15 protein-coding genes are annotated in these 16,468 nt (G+C 66.8%); 6 read left to right on the top strand and 9 right to left on the bottom strand.

What is annotated here, in order from left to right; translation table 11 throughout:
* Positions 1-119 precede the first annotated feature (119 nt).
* From OHS03_RS00265 to OHS03_RS00255, 3 genes are read left to right on the top strand one after another with little or no spacing between them, the layout of a single operon-like run.
* Positions 120-1,130 (top strand): poly(ethylene terephthalate) hydrolase family protein, encoded by a 1,011-nt coding sequence (locus tag OHS03_RS00265; protein ID WP_328659808.1) that lies wholly within the window; start codon positions 120-122, stop codon positions 1,128-1,130.
* Positions 1,131-1,152: 22 nt separating this feature from the next.
* Complete coding sequence (locus OHS03_RS00260) at positions 1,153-3,537, top strand: beta-glucosidase H (RefSeq protein ID WP_328659806.1); 2,385 nt, start codon at positions 1,153-1,155, stop codon at positions 3,535-3,537.
* Between the two features lie 51 nt (positions 3,538-3,588).
* On the top strand, positions 3,589-5,208 hold the full coding sequence (locus tag OHS03_RS00255) for an MFS transporter (protein WP_328659804.1): 1,620 nt from the start codon (positions 3,589-3,591) through the stop codon (positions 5,206-5,208).
* 39 nt (positions 5,209-5,247) lie between these two features.
* Here the strand turns inward: OHS03_RS00255 and OHS03_RS00250 are convergent, their stop codons facing one another.
* Genes OHS03_RS00250 through OHS03_RS00240 form a run of 3 tightly spaced genes read right to left on the bottom strand, consistent with a single transcriptional unit; the run spans position 5,248 to position 8,251 of the window.
* Complete coding sequence (locus OHS03_RS00250) at positions 5,248-5,871, bottom strand: DUF4203 domain-containing protein (protein ID WP_328659802.1); 624 nt, start codon at positions 5,869-5,871, stop codon at positions 5,248-5,250.
* A 28-nt stretch (positions 5,872-5,899) separates the two neighbouring features.
* On the bottom strand, positions 5,900-7,582 hold the full coding sequence (locus OHS03_RS00245; RefSeq protein ID WP_328659799.1) for a SulP family inorganic anion transporter: 1,683 nt from the start codon (positions 7,580-7,582) through the stop codon (positions 5,900-5,902).
* A 12-nt stretch (positions 7,583-7,594) separates the two neighbouring features.
* Positions 7,595-8,251 carry a GAP family protein gene (locus tag OHS03_RS00240; RefSeq protein WP_328659797.1) on the bottom strand — a complete coding sequence of 219 codons (657 nt, stop codon included), beginning with the start codon at positions 8,249-8,251 and terminating at the stop codon, positions 7,595-7,597.
* 121 nt (positions 8,252-8,372) lie between these two features.
* On the opposite strand from OHS03_RS00240, the gene OHS03_RS00235 reads away from it, so the two are divergent.
* Together OHS03_RS00235 and OHS03_RS00230 are read left to right on the top strand one after the other, a co-directional pair.
* The gene (locus OHS03_RS00235) at positions 8,373-8,795 is read left to right on the top strand and encodes a DUF6325 family protein (RefSeq protein WP_328659795.1); all 423 of its coding nucleotides are present in this window, start codon (positions 8,373-8,375) and stop codon (positions 8,793-8,795) included.
* Between the two features lie 12 nt (positions 8,796-8,807).
* Positions 8,808-9,119: an SHOCT domain-containing protein gene (locus tag OHS03_RS00230; protein ID WP_328659793.1), complete on the top strand. Its 312-nt coding sequence runs from the start codon at positions 8,808-8,810 to the stop codon at positions 9,117-9,119.
* A 56-nt stretch (positions 9,120-9,175) separates the two neighbouring features.
* On the opposite strand, the gene OHS03_RS00225 is transcribed toward OHS03_RS00230, so the two are convergent.
* Together OHS03_RS00225 and OHS03_RS00220 are read right to left on the bottom strand one after the other, a co-directional pair.
* Complete coding sequence (locus OHS03_RS00225) at positions 9,176-10,141, bottom strand: DUF389 domain-containing protein (protein WP_328659791.1); 966 nt, start codon at positions 10,139-10,141, stop codon at positions 9,176-9,178.
* Between the two features lie 181 nt (positions 10,142-10,322).
* Positions 10,323-10,700: an SHOCT domain-containing protein gene (locus OHS03_RS00220; RefSeq protein ID WP_062985049.1), complete on the bottom strand. Its 378-nt coding sequence runs from the start codon at positions 10,698-10,700 to the stop codon at positions 10,323-10,325.
* A 186-nt stretch (positions 10,701-10,886) separates the two neighbouring features.
* On the opposite strand from OHS03_RS00220, the gene OHS03_RS00215 reads away from it, so the two are divergent.
* Positions 10,887-11,339, top strand: coding sequence for a DUF7144 family membrane protein (locus tag OHS03_RS00215; RefSeq protein ID WP_328659789.1), 453 nt, complete (start codon positions 10,887-10,889; stop codon positions 11,337-11,339).
* On the opposite strand, the gene OHS03_RS00210 is transcribed toward OHS03_RS00215, so the two are convergent.
* From OHS03_RS00210 to OHS03_RS00195, 4 genes are all read right to left on the bottom strand, one after another.
* Positions 11,320-11,709 (bottom strand): nuclear transport factor 2 family protein, encoded by a 390-nt coding sequence (locus tag OHS03_RS00210; RefSeq protein WP_328659787.1) that lies wholly within the window; start codon positions 11,707-11,709, stop codon positions 11,320-11,322. The two genes, OHS03_RS00215 and OHS03_RS00210, sit on opposite strands and share 20 nt — an antisense overlap.
* 107 nt (positions 11,710-11,816) lie before the next feature.
* The gene (locus tag OHS03_RS00205) at positions 11,817-13,622 is read right to left on the bottom strand and encodes an alkyl/aryl-sulfatase (RefSeq protein ID WP_328659785.1); all 1,806 of its coding nucleotides are present in this window, start codon (positions 13,620-13,622) and stop codon (positions 11,817-11,819) included.
* A gap of 223 nt (positions 13,623-13,845) precedes the next feature.
* Positions 13,846-14,421: a TerD family protein gene (locus OHS03_RS00200; RefSeq protein WP_056821714.1), complete on the bottom strand. Its 576-nt coding sequence runs from the start codon at positions 14,419-14,421 to the stop codon at positions 13,846-13,848.
* 82 nt (positions 14,422-14,503) lie between these two features.
* Positions 14,504-16,459 carry a hypothetical protein gene (locus tag OHS03_RS00195; RefSeq protein WP_200950525.1) on the bottom strand — a complete coding sequence of 652 codons (1,956 nt, stop codon included), beginning with the start codon at positions 16,457-16,459 and terminating at the stop codon, positions 14,504-14,506.
* Positions 16,460-16,468 lie beyond the last annotated feature (9 nt).

Here is a 16,468-nt window from a genome sequence, read left to right as displayed (position 1 = left end):
ACTCGTTCATCATTTCGAGAATACGTTGCCGTTATTCCCCGCGTGGGGTGTCTGCAAACAGTCTGCAAGACGGCGCGGCATGCCGTGCACCGCGGCCGGTCTCCCTATCGTCCGAGATCGTGAGCAATAAAACTGTCCTGTCCGGTCGGCGCCCGCGCGATGGCGCCCGGGCCGCGCTGATCTCCATCGCACTGCTCGTTCTCGCGGCGACGGCGGTGACACCAGCGCAGGCGGCGCCGTCCTATCAACCCGCCGCGCAGGTCGAAGCCACCTATTACGCGCCGGGCCCTTGGGCAGTGGCCGAGCGGACCGGTGTCGACTGCTGCACGTCGACCGGCGACAGCTACGACATCTGGTACCCGGCCGACCTCCGCCCTGGCGTCGCCCACCCGGTCATCACCTGGGGCAACGGCACCATGGCTCACCCCCGTGAGTACGCCTATCTGCTGTCACACCTCGCGTCGTGGGGCTTCATCGTCATCGCCGCCGACCGCACCGACACCGGAACCGGCGTGCAGATGCTCGACGCCGTGCGCTACCTCGCCGCGCAGAACAGTGACCCGAGCAGCATCTTCCACGGCAAGGTCGCCACCGACTCGGTCGGTGCGATGGGTCATTCGCAAGGTGGGCTCGGCGCGCTGAACGCGCTCGCCCGCGGCGCGGGAGTGGTCGACACCGCCGTGACCCTCGAGATGCCTCTGGCCGCGGTCTGTTCGTCGCTGCCGCCGGTCGACGGCCAGAGCACCTGCGTCGACACCAGCGCGATCACCTCGGGCTCGGTGCTGCTGGTCAACGGTTCGGCCGACGGCATCTCGCCGGGGACCCAACCACTGCCACCCGAGCTGATCGGCCTGCAATCGATGCAGGCGTACTACGACGCCCTGCCCGCGAACGTGCCCAAGGCCCGCGCCGCATTGGTCGGCGCCCAGCACAACGACATCCAGGGCCAGCCCGACTGCACCAATTACAGCTGCACCGAAGGCGTCTACCGCTACCTCGGCTATTCGGCAGCGTGGTTCCGTGGCCAATTGCGCGACGATCCGGCCGCCCATGACGCATTCCTCGCAGGTACCGGCGAATTCCTGCACAACCCGCACTGGTCAGAGCAAGCCAGCACCCTCACTCACTGATCGACGAAAGGCTGCGTTTTTCATGGAAGACCGCATCAAGGAACTACTCGCCGAGCTGGACCTGGAGGGCAAGCTGCGCCTGATCTCAGGCGCAGGGCTGTTCCGGATGGCCGGTGATCCGGCGATCGGACTCGCCGAGATGCCGCTGTCCGATGGTCCGTCCGGGGTGCGCGGCGAGAACTGGGACGAGCGCGATCCCTCGGTCAGCCTGCCTTCCGGCACCGCGGTCGCCGCGACCTGGGATCCCGAGCTACTCACCGAGATCGGCGCCCTCATCGCCGCGGAAGCGCGCCGCAAGGACGTCTACGCGGTCCTCGGCCCGACGATGAACCTGCATCGTTCGCCGCTGGGCGGCAGGCACTTCGAGTGCTTCTCCGAGGATCCGCTGCTCACCGCCGAGATGGCCGCGGCCTACGTGCGATCGGTGCAGGCGCACGGGGTCAGCGCATGTCCGAAGCACTACGTGGCCAACGACTCCGAGACCGACCGCTTCACCGTCGACGTGCGGGTCGGCGACCGCGCACTGCGCGAGCTGTACCTCTACCCGTTCGAGCGCACCGTCGAAGCGGGCGCGTGGATGCTCATGGACGCCTACAACTCGGTCAACGGCACCACCATGACCGAGAACCCCCTGCTCGACGAACCACTCAAAGGCACATGGGGATTCGACGGTGTCGTCGTCTCGGACTGGACCGCCATCCGCAGCACCGAGAGCGCGGCCAACGGCACCGACCTGTGCATGCCGGGACCGTGGCACCTGTGGGGCGACCCGCTGGCCGAGAAGGTCCGGTCCGGCGAGATCGCCGAATCCGTGATCGACGACAAAGTCCGTCGCATCCTGCGTTTCGCGCACCGCGTCGGCGCGCTCGACGCAACACCTGAGCCCACACAGGCTTTCAGTGACGCAGAAGCACAGGAGCTGGTTCGCCGGGTCGCCGCCGAGGCGATGGTCCTGGTGCGCAACGACGGAATCCTGCCGCTCGCGCCGGAGACCACCGTCGCCCTGCTCGGCCCGTCGGCGGGCGAACCCCGGTTCCTCGGTGGCGGCAGCGCCACCGTCATTCCGGGCCACACCACGACGCCGGTCGAAGGTCTCACCGGCCGACTTCCGCTGACGCACACCGCGGGCGTGCACCTGTCCGAAGCGCTGATCCCCGCCCCGCTCGCCATCATGACCGACCCCGTAACCGGCGAGTCCGGCTTGTCTGCCCGCTATTTCAAGGACGAGACCGAGCTCGGCACCCAGCACCGCACCACGAGCCGACTGGTACTGCTCGGCGACGAGCTCGCGGCACAGTCGAACACGATCGAACTGCACACGCGCCTGCGCGCCGACATGGCCGGGGAATGGCAGATCGGTTTCGGCGGGGTCGGCCACATCCGGCTCGACCTCGACGGCGAGACCGTGCTCGACGAGAACATGGTGCTCGACGGTGGCGACCCGGCCGCCGCACTGCTCAACCCGCCCCAGCGCCACGTCACGCGCACATTCGCCGTCGGCGACGAGGTCGATGTCCGCGTGGTGACCAGCATCGAGGAAGCGATGCCGGGCCTCGGCATCATTCTCGGCGCGACGCTCGGTATCCGCCGTCCCCAGCGTGCCGACGACGAGGAGTTCGCGGCCGCCCTCGCCCAGGCCGCGGCGGCCGACGTGGCCGTTGTCGTGGTCGGCACCACCGAGCAGATCGAGAGCGAGGGCGTCGACCGCACCTCCCTGCGGTTGCCCGGCCGCCAGGACGAGTTGGTCTCGGCGATCGCCGCCGCGAACCCTCGCACGGTGGTCGTGGTGAATTCCGGCGCGCCGGTGGAGATGCCGTGGCGCGACGATGTGGCCGCCGTGCTGCTCGCCTGGTTCCCCGGCCAGGAGTTCGGCGCGGCGCTGGCCGATGTTCTCACCGGCACCGTCGAACCCGGCGGCCGCCTGCCGACCACGTGGCCGAAGACCATGGCCGATGTCCCCGTGCTCGACACCACCCCCGTCGACGGCGTGCTCGACTACACCGAGGGCATTCACATCGGCTACCGCGCCTGGTTGAAAGCGGGCATCGAACCGGCCTACCCGTTCGGCCACGGTCTCGGCTACACGACCTGGGAGACCAGCGACCTCACGGTCCAGGGCCGAAACGTCACCTTGACGGTGACCAACACCGGCGACCGACCAGGCAAACAGGTTGTGCAGGTGTATCTCTCGCGTCCCGACAGCAGCATCGATCGTCCCGTCCGATGGCTCGCCGGCTTCACCGCCGTCAGCCTCGCGCCCGGCGAAACCCGCACGGTCGCTGTCACAGTGCCCGCTCGCGCCTTCCAGCACTGGGGCGAGCACGGCTGGGCGAGCGAACCGGGCGAATTCATCGTCCGGGCAGGCACTTCCGTCACCGACCTTCCCCACACCGCCTACATCTCCTGACCGTCCTGATCCACCATCTCGAACGCAGTTCCCGAACAACGGAGCGTGGCCATGTCCACCAGTACCATCAAACCGGATAGCAACGACACCCCGGAGAGCAACGACACCGGAAGACTCGAAGGCGCTTCGCGCGCGCGGATCTTCACGGTCCTAGCCGTGATCGTGCTCTTCTCCGAGATCGCCCCGATGCAGTACACGATCGTCGCGGCGGCACTACAGAAGATCGCGCCGAGCTTCCCCGGCGTCGGGGCCAACATCAACTGGGCCATCATCGTTTTCGGTTTGATCGGCGCGGCCGCGTCTCCGTTGATCGGCAAGATGAGTGATGTCTGGGGCAAGAAGCGGATGTTCCTCATCTGCGGCGCCCTGTTCGTCATCGGCTGCGTACTCGACGCGACCACCTCCAACTGGGGTGTGTTCCTGTTCGGTCGCTGCCTGCAGGCCACCGCCATCGCGACCGCGGTGATCGCCTACGGTCTCATCCGAGATCTGATGCCGCGCAAGATGGTTCCGCTCGCTCTCGGTCTCACCGCGACCGGCTTCGGCGTCGCCTCCATCGCGGGCCCGCTGCTCGGCGGCTACCTGGTCGACAACCACAGCTGGCGTGCCATCTTCTGGGTACTGGGGGCGTTCACTGTGGTGATGTTGCCGCTGGTGTGGATCATCGTGCCCGAATCCAAGCTGCGGGTCACCGAGCGCATCGACATCGTCGGCGCCGCGCTGCTCGCCGGTGGCGCCGCGCTCACCCTGATCTACATCGACAAGGGCCACGACTGGGGTTGGTCGAAGCCGACCACGCTGGCCTGGCTGATCGCGGGCCTCGTGCTGCTGGTGCTGTTCGTCCTCGTCGAAAAGCGGGCCACCACACCGATCATGGACATGAAGCTGCTGTTCCATCCGCGCGTCGCGCTGGTGCTCGCCGGTGCGCTCTTCGCGTCCCTGCAGATCGGCATCGTGTCCTACGCCATCGCCTATATGTCGCAGACCCCACCGGAGTCGACCGTCGTCGCCGGAGTTCAGCAGGGCACGCTGGCCCAGATCCAGCAGCTGACGGGTCAGGCGCTACCGCCCGAGGCCGTGCAGGTGACCCTCGACCCCGGCTACACCTACGGCAGTGGCTACACCTTGCTCGAGTTCGCGGTCCGCATCGCGCTGCTCGGTTCGGTGATCACGATGCTCTTCGGCGCGGTCGCGGGTCTGCTGGCCCGACGAATCGGTGCCCGATTGCCGCTCGTCGTTGCCCTTGTCATCTTCGCGGCCGCGGCCGTCGCGTTCGCGGTCCTGCCGCTGACCGCCACCAACTTCCTGATCGTGAACTCGATCTTCAGCATCGGCTTCGGCATGTACTACGCCTGTATGCCGATCCTGTTGGTGGAGGCGGTTCCGCAGGAACAGCAGGGCGTCAGCATGGGCATGCTCGGCGTGATGCAGTCCATGGGCGTCGCGATCGGCCTCGCGATCGTCACCGCGTTCCTGCACAGCAACGGCATGACCGCTCTGGTGAGCGTCGGTGGCCAGGCCCAACCGCCCACTCCGCTGCCCGACCTGTTCGGTGACCGCGGCTACCAACTGGGCTTCTGGGTCTGCGCGGCGGCCTCGGCCGTCGCCCTCACCTTCGCCCTGGTGATGAAGCACGGCCGCACCCCGGCCACGGGCGGCACCGCCCACTGACCCGGAACCGACCAGCCGGCGGTGTCGACCGCCGGCTGGTCACTTCGTGGGCCAGCCGCCGTTGCGGTCACTCATGTCCGGCTCGTCGTCGCCACCGACCAGGTGCTGGATGCCGAGCTGCTCGGCGAACAGGTGGCGCTGGGTGATCCAGCCGAGGATCGACAGACCCACCCAGGCCAGGGTGGCGGTGACCTGCTGCCAGCCCGGCTCGGGGTCGCGCAGGAACGACAGCGACTCGCTGAACTGCGCGACACCGGTGCACACCATGCTCGCGCCGCCGATCGAGGTCAACCACAGCAGTGCGCGAGCCCGGAACTTCTGCGCCAGGAACGCGCCCGACACGCCCACCGCGAGCGCGACGATCATGCTCAAGGCGACGTTCTTGTCGCCGGGCTGCAACACCGTCGCCAGCTTGGTGCCGATCATCACGCCGGTGAGACCGCCGATGAAATAGGCGGCGAAATGGAACACCAACGAGGTGACCGCCCAGACCGACACCGCGCCGATCAGTCCGGCCAGTAACAGCCACCAGAAGTTCGCGTTGAACAGGTCGGCGATCAGCCAGCCGAGACCGAACCCGATCGCGAGCAGGCCCAGGTGGACCGAGCGAATCCCGTAGAAGCACAACAGCGCTCCGACGAGGGCGACCAGAATGCCGTTCATCTGCGTTCCTTTCGACGGGCGAGCACGATCACGACCCGGCCAGTGCGGCGGTCGCGGCGGCGACAGTGGGATAGATCGGGACCGGCACGTCACCGTGCTCGGCCGAGCCGAGTGCGTCACCGAATTGGGCGATCGGTCGCGCGATGGCGAACCTGATGCGCCGGGAGGCCAGCGTGTCCCGCAAGGCGAGCAGCATCGTCGCGGCGGTCACGTCGACCGACGGCGAGGTCTCGGCATCGAGGACGACCATGCGCGTACGGTCGGTGCACAGCCCTTCGATCCGGTCCTTCACATAGTCGGAGTTGGCGAAGAACAAGCCGGACTCGACCCGAACGACCAGCACATCGGGGCGCGTCGCCGCGTCCGGGTGCCGGTCGGCGGCGACCCACAATGACCCTTCCTTGCCGAGCTCGACCACATGCGGTTGCGAGGCCCGATACACCAGCAGCACGATCGCCGCGCCGATGCCGATGAGTAGGCCCGGCAGCGTATCGAAGACCAGCACACCCAGCATCGCGGCCATCGCGGCGAGGAAGTCGGCGCGCGCCGCTGTGCCGTAGATGCTGGCGAGCATGTGGGTCCAGACCCGATAGAGGCGGCGCAGGGCGGCGATGTCGACCAGCTCGATGACGGCCGCGATCACGACCGCCGCCAACGTGGCCTCCGGCAGGTTCTCGAAAAGCCCGGTCAGAAACAGCAGGGTGACAACGGTGAGCCCGGCCACGACGAGCCCGCTGAGCTGAGTCCTCGCCCCGGCGCCACCGTTGACCGCCGTCTTGGACAAGCTGCCGTTGACGACCATCCCGGAACTGAACCCCGAACCGAGATTGGCGAGACCCAGCCCGAGCAGCTCCCGATTCGCGTCGATGGGGTAACCGGCTTTGGCCGCATAGGTTTTCGCGGCGCCGAGGCCCTCGGCGAAGCCGATCAACAACACCCCGACGGCTGGTCCGAGCAGGTCGAGGCAGTCGCCGAAGGACACCCCGGACGGCATGCCGAGCGTGGGCAGTCCCGCATCGATATGGCCGACGATCGCGACACCCTTGTCTTCGAGTCCGAACACCGCCACGGCGACGATGCCGACCAGCACCGCCACCAGCGCACCGGGGACGAACGGCAGCCACCGGCGCAGCGCGAAAACCAGCGCGAGGCTGATCAGGCCGACCGTCACGGTGCGCCACTGGAGGTGACCCAGCTCGGTGACGACGCCCCACGCCTGCGTGAAGAAGTTGCCGTCGTGTTCGGGGACGCCGAGCAACTTCGGCACCTGCCCGATGATGATGACAAGGGCGAGCCCGACGATGAAGCCCTTGAGCACCGGTTCGGAGATGAACGCGGCGATGAAGCCGAGCCGGACGAGACCGGCGAGCAGACCGACGATGCCCGTCGCGATGGCCAGCGCGGCCGTCAGCGCGATGTAGCGGCCGCTGTCGGCGCCCGCGAGCGGCGTGATGACGGCGGCCGACAGTGCCGCGGTCGCCGACATCGGGCCGACGACCAGGTGCCGCGAACTGCCTGCCAGCGCGTAGAGCACCAGCGACGGCACCGCCGCGTACAAGCCGACCACAGGCGGCACCCCGGCGATCGAGGCGTAGGCCAAGGCCTCGGGAACAAGAACCGCCCACACGGTGAGACCGGCGATCACATCGGGACGCAGCCAAGCCCGCCGGTAGCCGTGCAGTGACTCGAACGCCGGTATCGACAGCGCCACGGTTCCTCCTCGCTACAGCCCGCCGATGCCCTTACCGAGGACCACCGCGCCCATGATCAGCAGCACGATCGCCATCACCGCATGGTTGTTGAGCTGCAACCACTCCCGCAGACTGTCGAGCATCGGACCGAGTTTGTCGGCCGCGAGCATGTACCCGAGGACCACCGCCAAGACGGTGACCGAGGCGAGCAAGGTGAACACCACGATCACGACCAGGTCGGCCCCCGCGCTCAGCCCGCCTGCCCCGATCGCGACGCCCGCCGATACACACAACAGCAGATTCTTCGGATTCACGCCCGACAGCAGCGCTCCCAGCCCCAGCGCCTTCACCGGTGTGAGCGTGTCGATCGCCTTCATCCAGCCGGGTACCTCGGTCTGCGACCGTTCCTGCCACTGGATCACCGCCAGGACCACCAGCGCGACGCCGAGAATGATCTTCACGATCGAGGCCCCGGTCGACGGTTCGCTGTCCGAGCCGCCCAACGTTCCGGCGAGCAAGGTCATCACGCCGGTCACGACGAGGATTCCGGCCACCCACCCCACGGCGAAGCCCTTCGCGGCACCGCCCGCGTTCTTCGACAGGATCATCAGGATGGCCGCGATGATCGGGATCGGCGAGACCGCGACACCCACCGCCAGTGGCAACAGACCGCCGATTACTGAGCCCATGCCACGACGCTAAGCCCGCCGTTCCCGACACGCCTCACACCTTCCGGGTGAACTGCGCACCCCTGTTTTCATCCGAATCGGGTGAAGCAGCCGGGGACCCGCCGACGGCATGATTCGGCCCATGGGATCACCAGCAACGCTCGGACCGGTCGAATTCCTTGTGCTCACCTTTCCCGGCACCGCGATCGACGAATCCGTCTCGGCGGCACTGGCCGAGGTCGTCACGAAGGGCACGGTCACCCTGCTCGACCTGGTCGTGCTGTCCATGGACGCCGCGGGCACCGTCACCGAACGCGAGATCGACGACAACATCTCCGAGGTGGGTCTGACGGGTCTGACCGCAGCCGACATCGACCTCGTCAGCGACGACGACCTCGACGTCGTCCGCGCATCGATGGAACCGGGAACGACAGCTGTCGTCGTGGTTTTCGAGGAGACGTGGGCGCGGCGCCTGGCCGGCGCGGTCCGCGCGGCCGACGGCGAGGTCGCGCTGCATGTACAGGTACCGCGCGATGCCGTCGACGCCGTGCTCGCCCTCACCTAGGAAGGAACCGCTATGCCACTTCGGAGAGGTCGCGTCGGGCGACCAGGACTACTCGGCACCGTCGCGAGGACGGCCGTTGTCGCGGGTACCGCCACGGCGACCTCGAACGCGGTGAACCGCCGGGGCGCGCGGCGCGCCGGCGAACAGCAGGGCTACTCCGAGCAACAGGCACCGCCACCACCGCAACAGGCTCCCCCACCGCCCGCTGCCGCGAGCGCGGGCCAGGACACCGTCGCCCAGCTCGGACAATTGGCCGAACTGCACTCCTCCGGGGCGCTGTCGGATGCCGAATTCTCCGCCGCGAAGGCCAAACTGCTCAGCTGAGCGCCCAACCGACGATGCCCCCACCGACCGGTGGGGGCATCGTCGTGTGCACTCGGTTACTGCACCCGACCACCGACCGTGTGGATGATGACAACCCTCGGATCCCACGGAACGAGGTTGTTCACCGCCTGCTGCAACTCCGCGCGCGGCGGCAACTGCTGAGGTCCGAGCACCGAGACCGTCGCGGTGCCACCTTGCAGGGTGACGTCGGTGACCTGCGCGTCCGGTGCGTCGCCCAGCCAGAGCACGGCCGCGTCGGCGATCTGACCGGCCCACAAGGAGGACAGCGAATTGAGCACCATCGGAATCGCCACCAGCACAAGGGCCACGCCGAGAGCCAGATACGCCTTGCCGCGGCGCACAGTCGCCGGATCCGCGTCATCGGCGTACCCGGCGATGAGAAGCACGATCGTCGAGGTGATGATCATCGCGACCACGTTGGACGCGAACAGCACGAACGCACCACCGGCGAGTGCGGGCGCGTGCGAACCCAGACATACGCCGACCACCCCGAGGGGCGGGACCAGCGAAATCGCGATCGCCACGCCGGGCAGCACGTCGCCCACGTCACGACGAGCGATCGCGATAGCCGCCACGAGGCCGGTCGCTATCGCGGCGGTCAGATCCATCAGCGTCGGCGAGGTCCGGCCGACCACCTGCGGGTTGGACAGAACATTGACGGGATTGGGCAGAAACTGCGCGAACAGGAAACCGAGCGCGACCACAACGACGATCCCCGACACGACCAGCAGCAGGCTCCGGCCGAGCAACGACGCACGGCCGGTCACCACCCCCAACGCGACCCCGAGGATCGGTATCGACAGCGGCGCGACGATCATCGCGCCGATCACGGTCGCGGTGGAATTGCCGATCACGCCCGAGATCGCGATCACCGCCGACATCACCAGCATGATCCAGAACGCCGACCGCTTCGAGTCGACCTGGCCCACCGACAGATCCAGCTTGTCGGTCAGCTCCGCCAACGATCGGCGTTGCTCCTGGGGGACCAGAAAACTCAGCATGGCGGTCCTTTCCGGCTAGGCGGCCAGTACCGACTCGCCGAGAACGCTTGTCGCCGGGGAGAATTCGATGTGAGGGCCGCCGATCGCGCCCGCAATCACGGCGACCACATCGGCTTTCGTCATGCGCTCTGTCGTGAGCAAGTGGGTTCGGGATCGTTCATCAGCTGCGGCGCTGCGGATTTCAGCCGAGGGCCTTGGCCTTGAGTTGCTGGAATTCCGCCTCGGTGATGGCGCCGGCGTCGAGCAACTTCTTCCCGTCGGCGATCTGAGCGGCGGAATTGGTGCCCGCGGTCTGCCTGATGTATTCGTCGGCCTCCGTGCGGGCCTGCTTGTGCGCCTCGGCGGTCCGTTCCGCCATGCCGCCGCCACGGAAGATCAGATACAGCAGTCCGGTGATCAGCGGGAGCAGGATCAAACACACCACCCACACCGCCTTCAGCCAGCCCGAGGTCGACCGATCACGGAAAAGATCGGTGAGGATGTAAAAGAACAACATCAGGTAGGCGACAAAGCAGAAGCTGACAATGATGACCCAGATAACGTCCCACACCGACGACATATTCGACCCTCACTTCTGTGAGCGTGACCACCGGCCGGTGGTCACGGTTCCATCCATGCCGCCATCGTCGCGAAGAACCCCGGTCGCACACATCATCCGATTCGGGTGAATCCGTCCTGGCCGCCGCGCGGGTTCACCCGGAACGGGGGATTCGGATCGCCGTCGACGGCCCCTAACGTCGACACCATGACCATCACCTCGTATCCCGTCCGCCAAGTTCTCGCGGCCGGCATCACCATGCTCGCGGTGATCTTGCTCCTGGTGGCGGGCATTCTGAGCATCGTGCGCGGCATCGCCGGCGTCACCAAGGACGAAATATTCCTGATACCGAGCGAGTACAGCTACCAACTCGACGTCAGCAACTGGGGCTGGATCCACCTGTCGCTCGGCATACTCCTCGTGGCCGTCGCCATCGGGATGATGCTGACCGCGACCTGGGCCCGAATCTTCGCCTACGGCCTGGCCGCCCTCTCGATCATCGCCAATTTCTTGTCGCTGCCGTACTACCCGTGGTGGTCGGTGATCATCATCGCCATCGACCTCACCGTCATCTGGGCCGTCGCAACCTGGAACCCCGACCGAAGTCTGAGTGTCGAGTCGATGCCAGCAGCCGACCTCGCTACTTCTTCGTGGCGGTGATCTGGGTCAGCAGGCAGCGCCATCGGCCGTCGGTGTGCAGGAAGGCGTCGGTGGTCCATTCGTCGGCGTCGAATCGAATGCCTTGGTAGTGGGCGGTATTGGTGACTCGGGTCGTCAGCAGGACGAGTTCGCCGTGGCAGCGGATCCTCGGCTCGCCGACGCGCTGCATCGCCGAATGCGTGAGATCGCCCGATCGGACGAACGCCAGGAACTGTTCGGCGGTGGTGATGCCGTTCTCGGAGACCATGATCCACTCGTCGGCCATATACGAACCGATCCGGTCCGCGTCGTTGGCGACGATCGCCACCTGCCACTCGTCGAGCACAGCCAGGAGTTCGTCGTCTACCGCGTATCCAGGAGAAGTTGTCATAAGACAACGCTATGACCGACCGCCGTCGTCGGTCTTGGACGAATGGAACGAACTACCGGCCAGGCGATGCGGCAGCGCCAGTTTCGGCGCGGCCGCATCGCCGCAGGTCACGGGGTGACGACCGCGAAGTTCGGGTCGGGGGTATCGAGCAGGCCGAACAGTCGCTGCAGGACGCCGGGGTCGCCGCTGTGGTCGATCCCGTCCAGGCCCTTACCCGCGAGGATTCCGAGCAGTTGCGCCTTGGTGAGCGTCAGCGTGAGATCGATGTCGGCCTTCGACCGCGGATCGGGAGTCTGGATCAGGACGCCATTGGACAGGGTGAGACGCACGACGGAGTCCTGGTCGGTGAAGTGCCATTCGATCCGGAACGAATCCTTCGCCGCGCGCGGACCGTTCACCCGGATGGCGATCGAGTCGAACAGCTGCTCCACCGACAGTGCCGCCGCCATCCCGCCGCCGAGGTCGAGCTCGGTCCGCTGGACACCGTGGCGCAATTCGTTGTGGCCGGTGAGGTAGAAGCAGCGCCAGGTGGCATTCTCCGCACCGAATCCGAGCTGTTGATAGGTCTGGGCGAGTGCGTCTTTCGCGGCCTTGTTGTCCGGTTCGGCGAAAACGGCGTGGGTGAGAAGTTCGGCGGCGAAGCGCAGGTCGCCGGCGTCGGCGTAGGCCGTGCCCTTCTCGATCACCGCATCGATGCCGCCGATGGTCTCGACATAGCGGACCGCCTTGGCCGTGCGCGGGTGCTCCCAGAGCGAGGTCGGGTTCCCGTCGAACCAGCCGAGATAGCGCTGGTAGACCGCCTTGACGTTGTGGCTCACCGACCCGTAATAGCCACGGGCGCTCCACGCGTCGGCCAGGGCCGGTGACAATTCGAACTGTTCGGCGATCTCGGGGCCGTTGAGTCCCACGTTCATCATCCGCAAGGTCTGGTCGTGCAGGTACATGTACAGATCGCGCTGCAGCGACAGGAATCCCATGATGTTGTCGGCGCCCCAGGTAGGCCAGTGGTGCGAGGCGAACGCGACATCGGCGTCGACGGCGAACATCTCCATCGCCTCGTCGATGTAGCGCGACCAGATCCGCGGATCACGCACCTGGGCGCCGCGCAGGGTCAGCAGGTTGTGCAGGTTGTGGGTCGCGTTCTCGGCGAGGCAGAGCGCGCGGTGGCGGGGGAAATAGAAGTTCATCTCCGCGGGCGCCTCGGTGCCCGGCGTCATCTGGAAGACGATCGGGACGCCGTCGACGGTCTCCTGCTGTCCGGTATGGGTGATGTCGACGGTGGGCGGGATCAGACCGACGGTGCCGTGGGAGGTTTGGATACCCAGCCCGGTGCCGCACTGGCCCTCGGGTCCGGGCGTCATCCCGAGGCCGTACATGTAGGTGCCGCGCCGCGTCATCGCGACGCCCGCGTAGACGTTCTCCGAGACGGCCTCCGCCATGAAACCGGCGGGAGCGAGAACCGGGACCTCGCCACGACCGTCGGGCAGCACGCCGTCGACGCCACCGAAGTGGTCGGCGTGGGAGTGGGTGTAGATGACGCCGGTCACCGGCCGGTCACCGCGCTCCTGGCGATACAACGCCAGCCCGGCTGCCGCGCACTCGGCCGAGATGAGCGGATCGATCACGATCACGCCGGTATCGCCCTCGACGAGGGTCATGTTGGAGATGTCGAAGCCGCGGATCTGGTAGATGCCCTCGACGACCTCGAACAGCCCGTTCTTCACGCAGAGCTGGGCCTGCCGGAACAAACTCGGGTCGACCGTCTCCGGACACGACCCGTCGAGGAAACCGTACCCACTGGTATCGAAGACGACCGTGCCGTCGGCCTTGCTGATCCGCATGGGCGTCAGGGTCTTGATGAACCCGCGATCGGCATTCTCGAAATCGGTGCGATCGTCATAATCCAATGCCATCGTGCATCCGCTCCTCAGCTCGGTCGACGCGTCCACTCGATGCTCGGCACCCACGGCGCCCTCCGCATCACCCCACACGGGTGAACTCGGCGCCGGTGAGGTCGACCGACGGGGATGCCCGCTGAGGAGGGCATCGCAGCCAGACGTCGACCGACATGCTGGTCAGCTGCGTGATCGCCCCGGCCATCCGGGGTTTACGCAGCTGACCGGCAGTGCTAGCGCGTCAGAGGTTGACGCCGAAATCGCGGGCGATGCCTTCCAGACCGGAGGCGTAGCCCTGGCCGGTGGCGCGGAACTTCCACTCGGCGCCGTTGCGGTACAGCTCGCCGAAGACCATGGCGGTTTCGGTGGACGCGTCCTCGGAGAGGTCGTAGCGCGCCAGTTCCTCGCCGTTGCTGCGGTCGAGGACGCGGATGTAGGCGTTGCGCACCTGGCCGAAGGATTGGCTGCGGGCGGCCGCGTCGTAGATCGAGACCGGGAACACGATGGAGTCGATCGTGGCCGGAGTGTTGGCCAGGTCGACGTTGATCGTCTCGTCGTCACCGTCGCCGGCACCGGTGGTGTTGTCGCCCGCGTGCTCGATCGCGCCCTCGGGCGACTTCAGGTTGTTGAAGAAGACGAAGTGCCCGCTCGACACCACCTTCTTGTCGGCGCCGAGGCCGATGGCGCTGGCATCGAGGTCGAAGTCCGTGCCGGTGGTGGTCCGCAGATCCCAGCCCAGGCCGACCGCGACGGCGGTGAGATTCGGCGCCGCCTTGGTCAGTGAGACATTGCCGCCCTTGGACAAGCTGACACCCATATCGAAATCTCCCCTTGATCATCGCGGCACGAAGCGCGCCGACGCCCACACCCTAGCGTTCGACTCTGAACGTTGGCTGTGATCAATCCTCTTCGGCCGCACCCGATTCCACGGGCATGCGGTCGGCGCCCCAACTGCGGTGGATGTAGCCGATCACCCGGTCCAGTTCCGCGCGCTCGACGGCGGCCAGTTCACCCGGCTCGAGCGGATCGAAATGGAAGATGTAGAGGCGCGAGGCGAATTGCTCGAAGGGCAGCGACGCTTCGCCGAAACGCTCACCGTGCCCGGCTGTTCCGACGACCACCCCGTCGCCCCAGTCCTGGCCGCTGTCGTTGTTCGGGTTGTAGAAATACACCCGCATCGTGTCCTGCGGATCGAGACTGACCCGGAGCACGGTGATCGCGTGCCACCCGACGAAGCGGGCCGCGCTGTCGGTCACGGCGATACCGGCGGGCTGCGGATGGATCACCGGCTGGTTGCCGTTGTAGAAGGGGTGGTAGCCGGCGTAGAAGTGGCGCAGGAATTCGTCGAGGTCGGTCAGGTGGCCGGTGGCCACGTCGACATTGATCCGGAAGCCGCGCCCGGACCACCAGCCGTGGAACTCCGGATTGATCCAGCGATGCGGATCGCCTTCGCGACCGATACAGCGCTGTCCCATCTCCGCGTAGATCCGGTCCAGGTGCGGAACCACCAGCAGCGATACCGGGTCCAGATCCAGTTGCAGCGCGCTCGATTCCGCATCGACGGCCGGGCGCGAGGAAATCGGCTGCCCCTCGAAGTGCATGACGATCTCGTCGTCGCGCGCGGCCCACACCAGCGTCTGCAACAGATAGTCCGGATCGTTGTAGGCCCACATCGACAGCGCCCGCGCCGATTGACAGGTCGGGTTGTCGCCCTGCCCGATCCCCAGCGGCAGACCCAGCACCGACAGCATCCCCGACAACAACCACGCCCGCGGATCAGGTGTCGGCCCGAACACCGCGGTCAGCCGTGCGCACGAGTGCGGTGAAAGCCGTAGCGCCAGTTGGCGCCACAGCGCGGGCGCGACCGGAGGCTGATAGAGGATGCCGCGTTCGAGCATCAAGGTGAGTCCGTAGATGCACTGCGCGGTTTCGGCGTGCACCGCCTGCTCGATGAGGCTGTGCACCAGTTCGTGATAGCAGAGCAGGCTGTCGCGGCCGGTGCTGGACAGGCCCATTGCCTCACCGAGCAGGTACGCACCCTTGGTGAGCAGAAACCGCAGCAGCACAGCGTGATACGGCGAGACCAGTCCGGTGTCGTGCATGGACCGCGCGAATCCCGTTGCCTCGTACTGCAACGCGCTGTCGTCCATCGATTCCAGACGCGTGCGGTAGATCTCGACGCCCGGGTCTTCCCTGCACCCCTCGGTGGTTCCGTAGAGGCTGCTGATCAGCCGATCGGCACCGAGACCACTGGCACCGAGGTCGACATCGGGATTCGCACGGGCGACAGCGATCTGGGTGATCATCCGCTTCACCCCGTCGACCTGGATGGGCCGCTGCCGCAGGATGCGCCAGATCTCGTCGACCAGATTCTCGAGCACCTTCTCGTACCCGACCTCGGCCACGAGGTAGTGCAGCAGCTCGCGCGAGACCTGCGCCATCCGCCCCTGCTGTTCCCGCTCGGCCTCGCTGGGCGGGGAGAACAGCAGCGACAGATTCACCGCGAGCACCTGCGACAGATGATCATTGGCCTGTTCGGCCGAAACCAGCGCATGCTGGTAATCACCCTTGGCGACCGCGAGCAGCCGCAGATCACTCACCGCCTCCAACACCATGGTGTCGGTATTGGCGCTGCGCAACGAGCCGGTGCTCAGCGCAGGGATGAGGATCTGCGGCTGTGCCCAATCCGTACCGAGGAACAGGCCGGCGGTCTCCAATTTCTCGGCACGTTCGCGCACCGCGGCGCAACCGCCGGGCAGCAGCAACACCCGCCGCAGGGAGTCCATCACCCTGGGCAGTTTGACCTGCTTACCGAAATCGCCTGCGTCCGCGAGGGACTGTGTGGCGTGGTCCATCGTGGCGAG

Origin of the sequence: Nocardia salmonicida (genome assembly GCF_036142455.1) — a bacterium.
In the GTDB taxonomy this organism is placed as follows: Bacteria; Actinomycetota; Actinomycetes; order Mycobacteriales; family Mycobacteriaceae; genus Nocardia; species Nocardia salmonicida.
The sequence above is the reverse complement of the archived record's forward strand: the minus strand, read 5'-3'. Positions and strand labels throughout refer to the sequence as shown.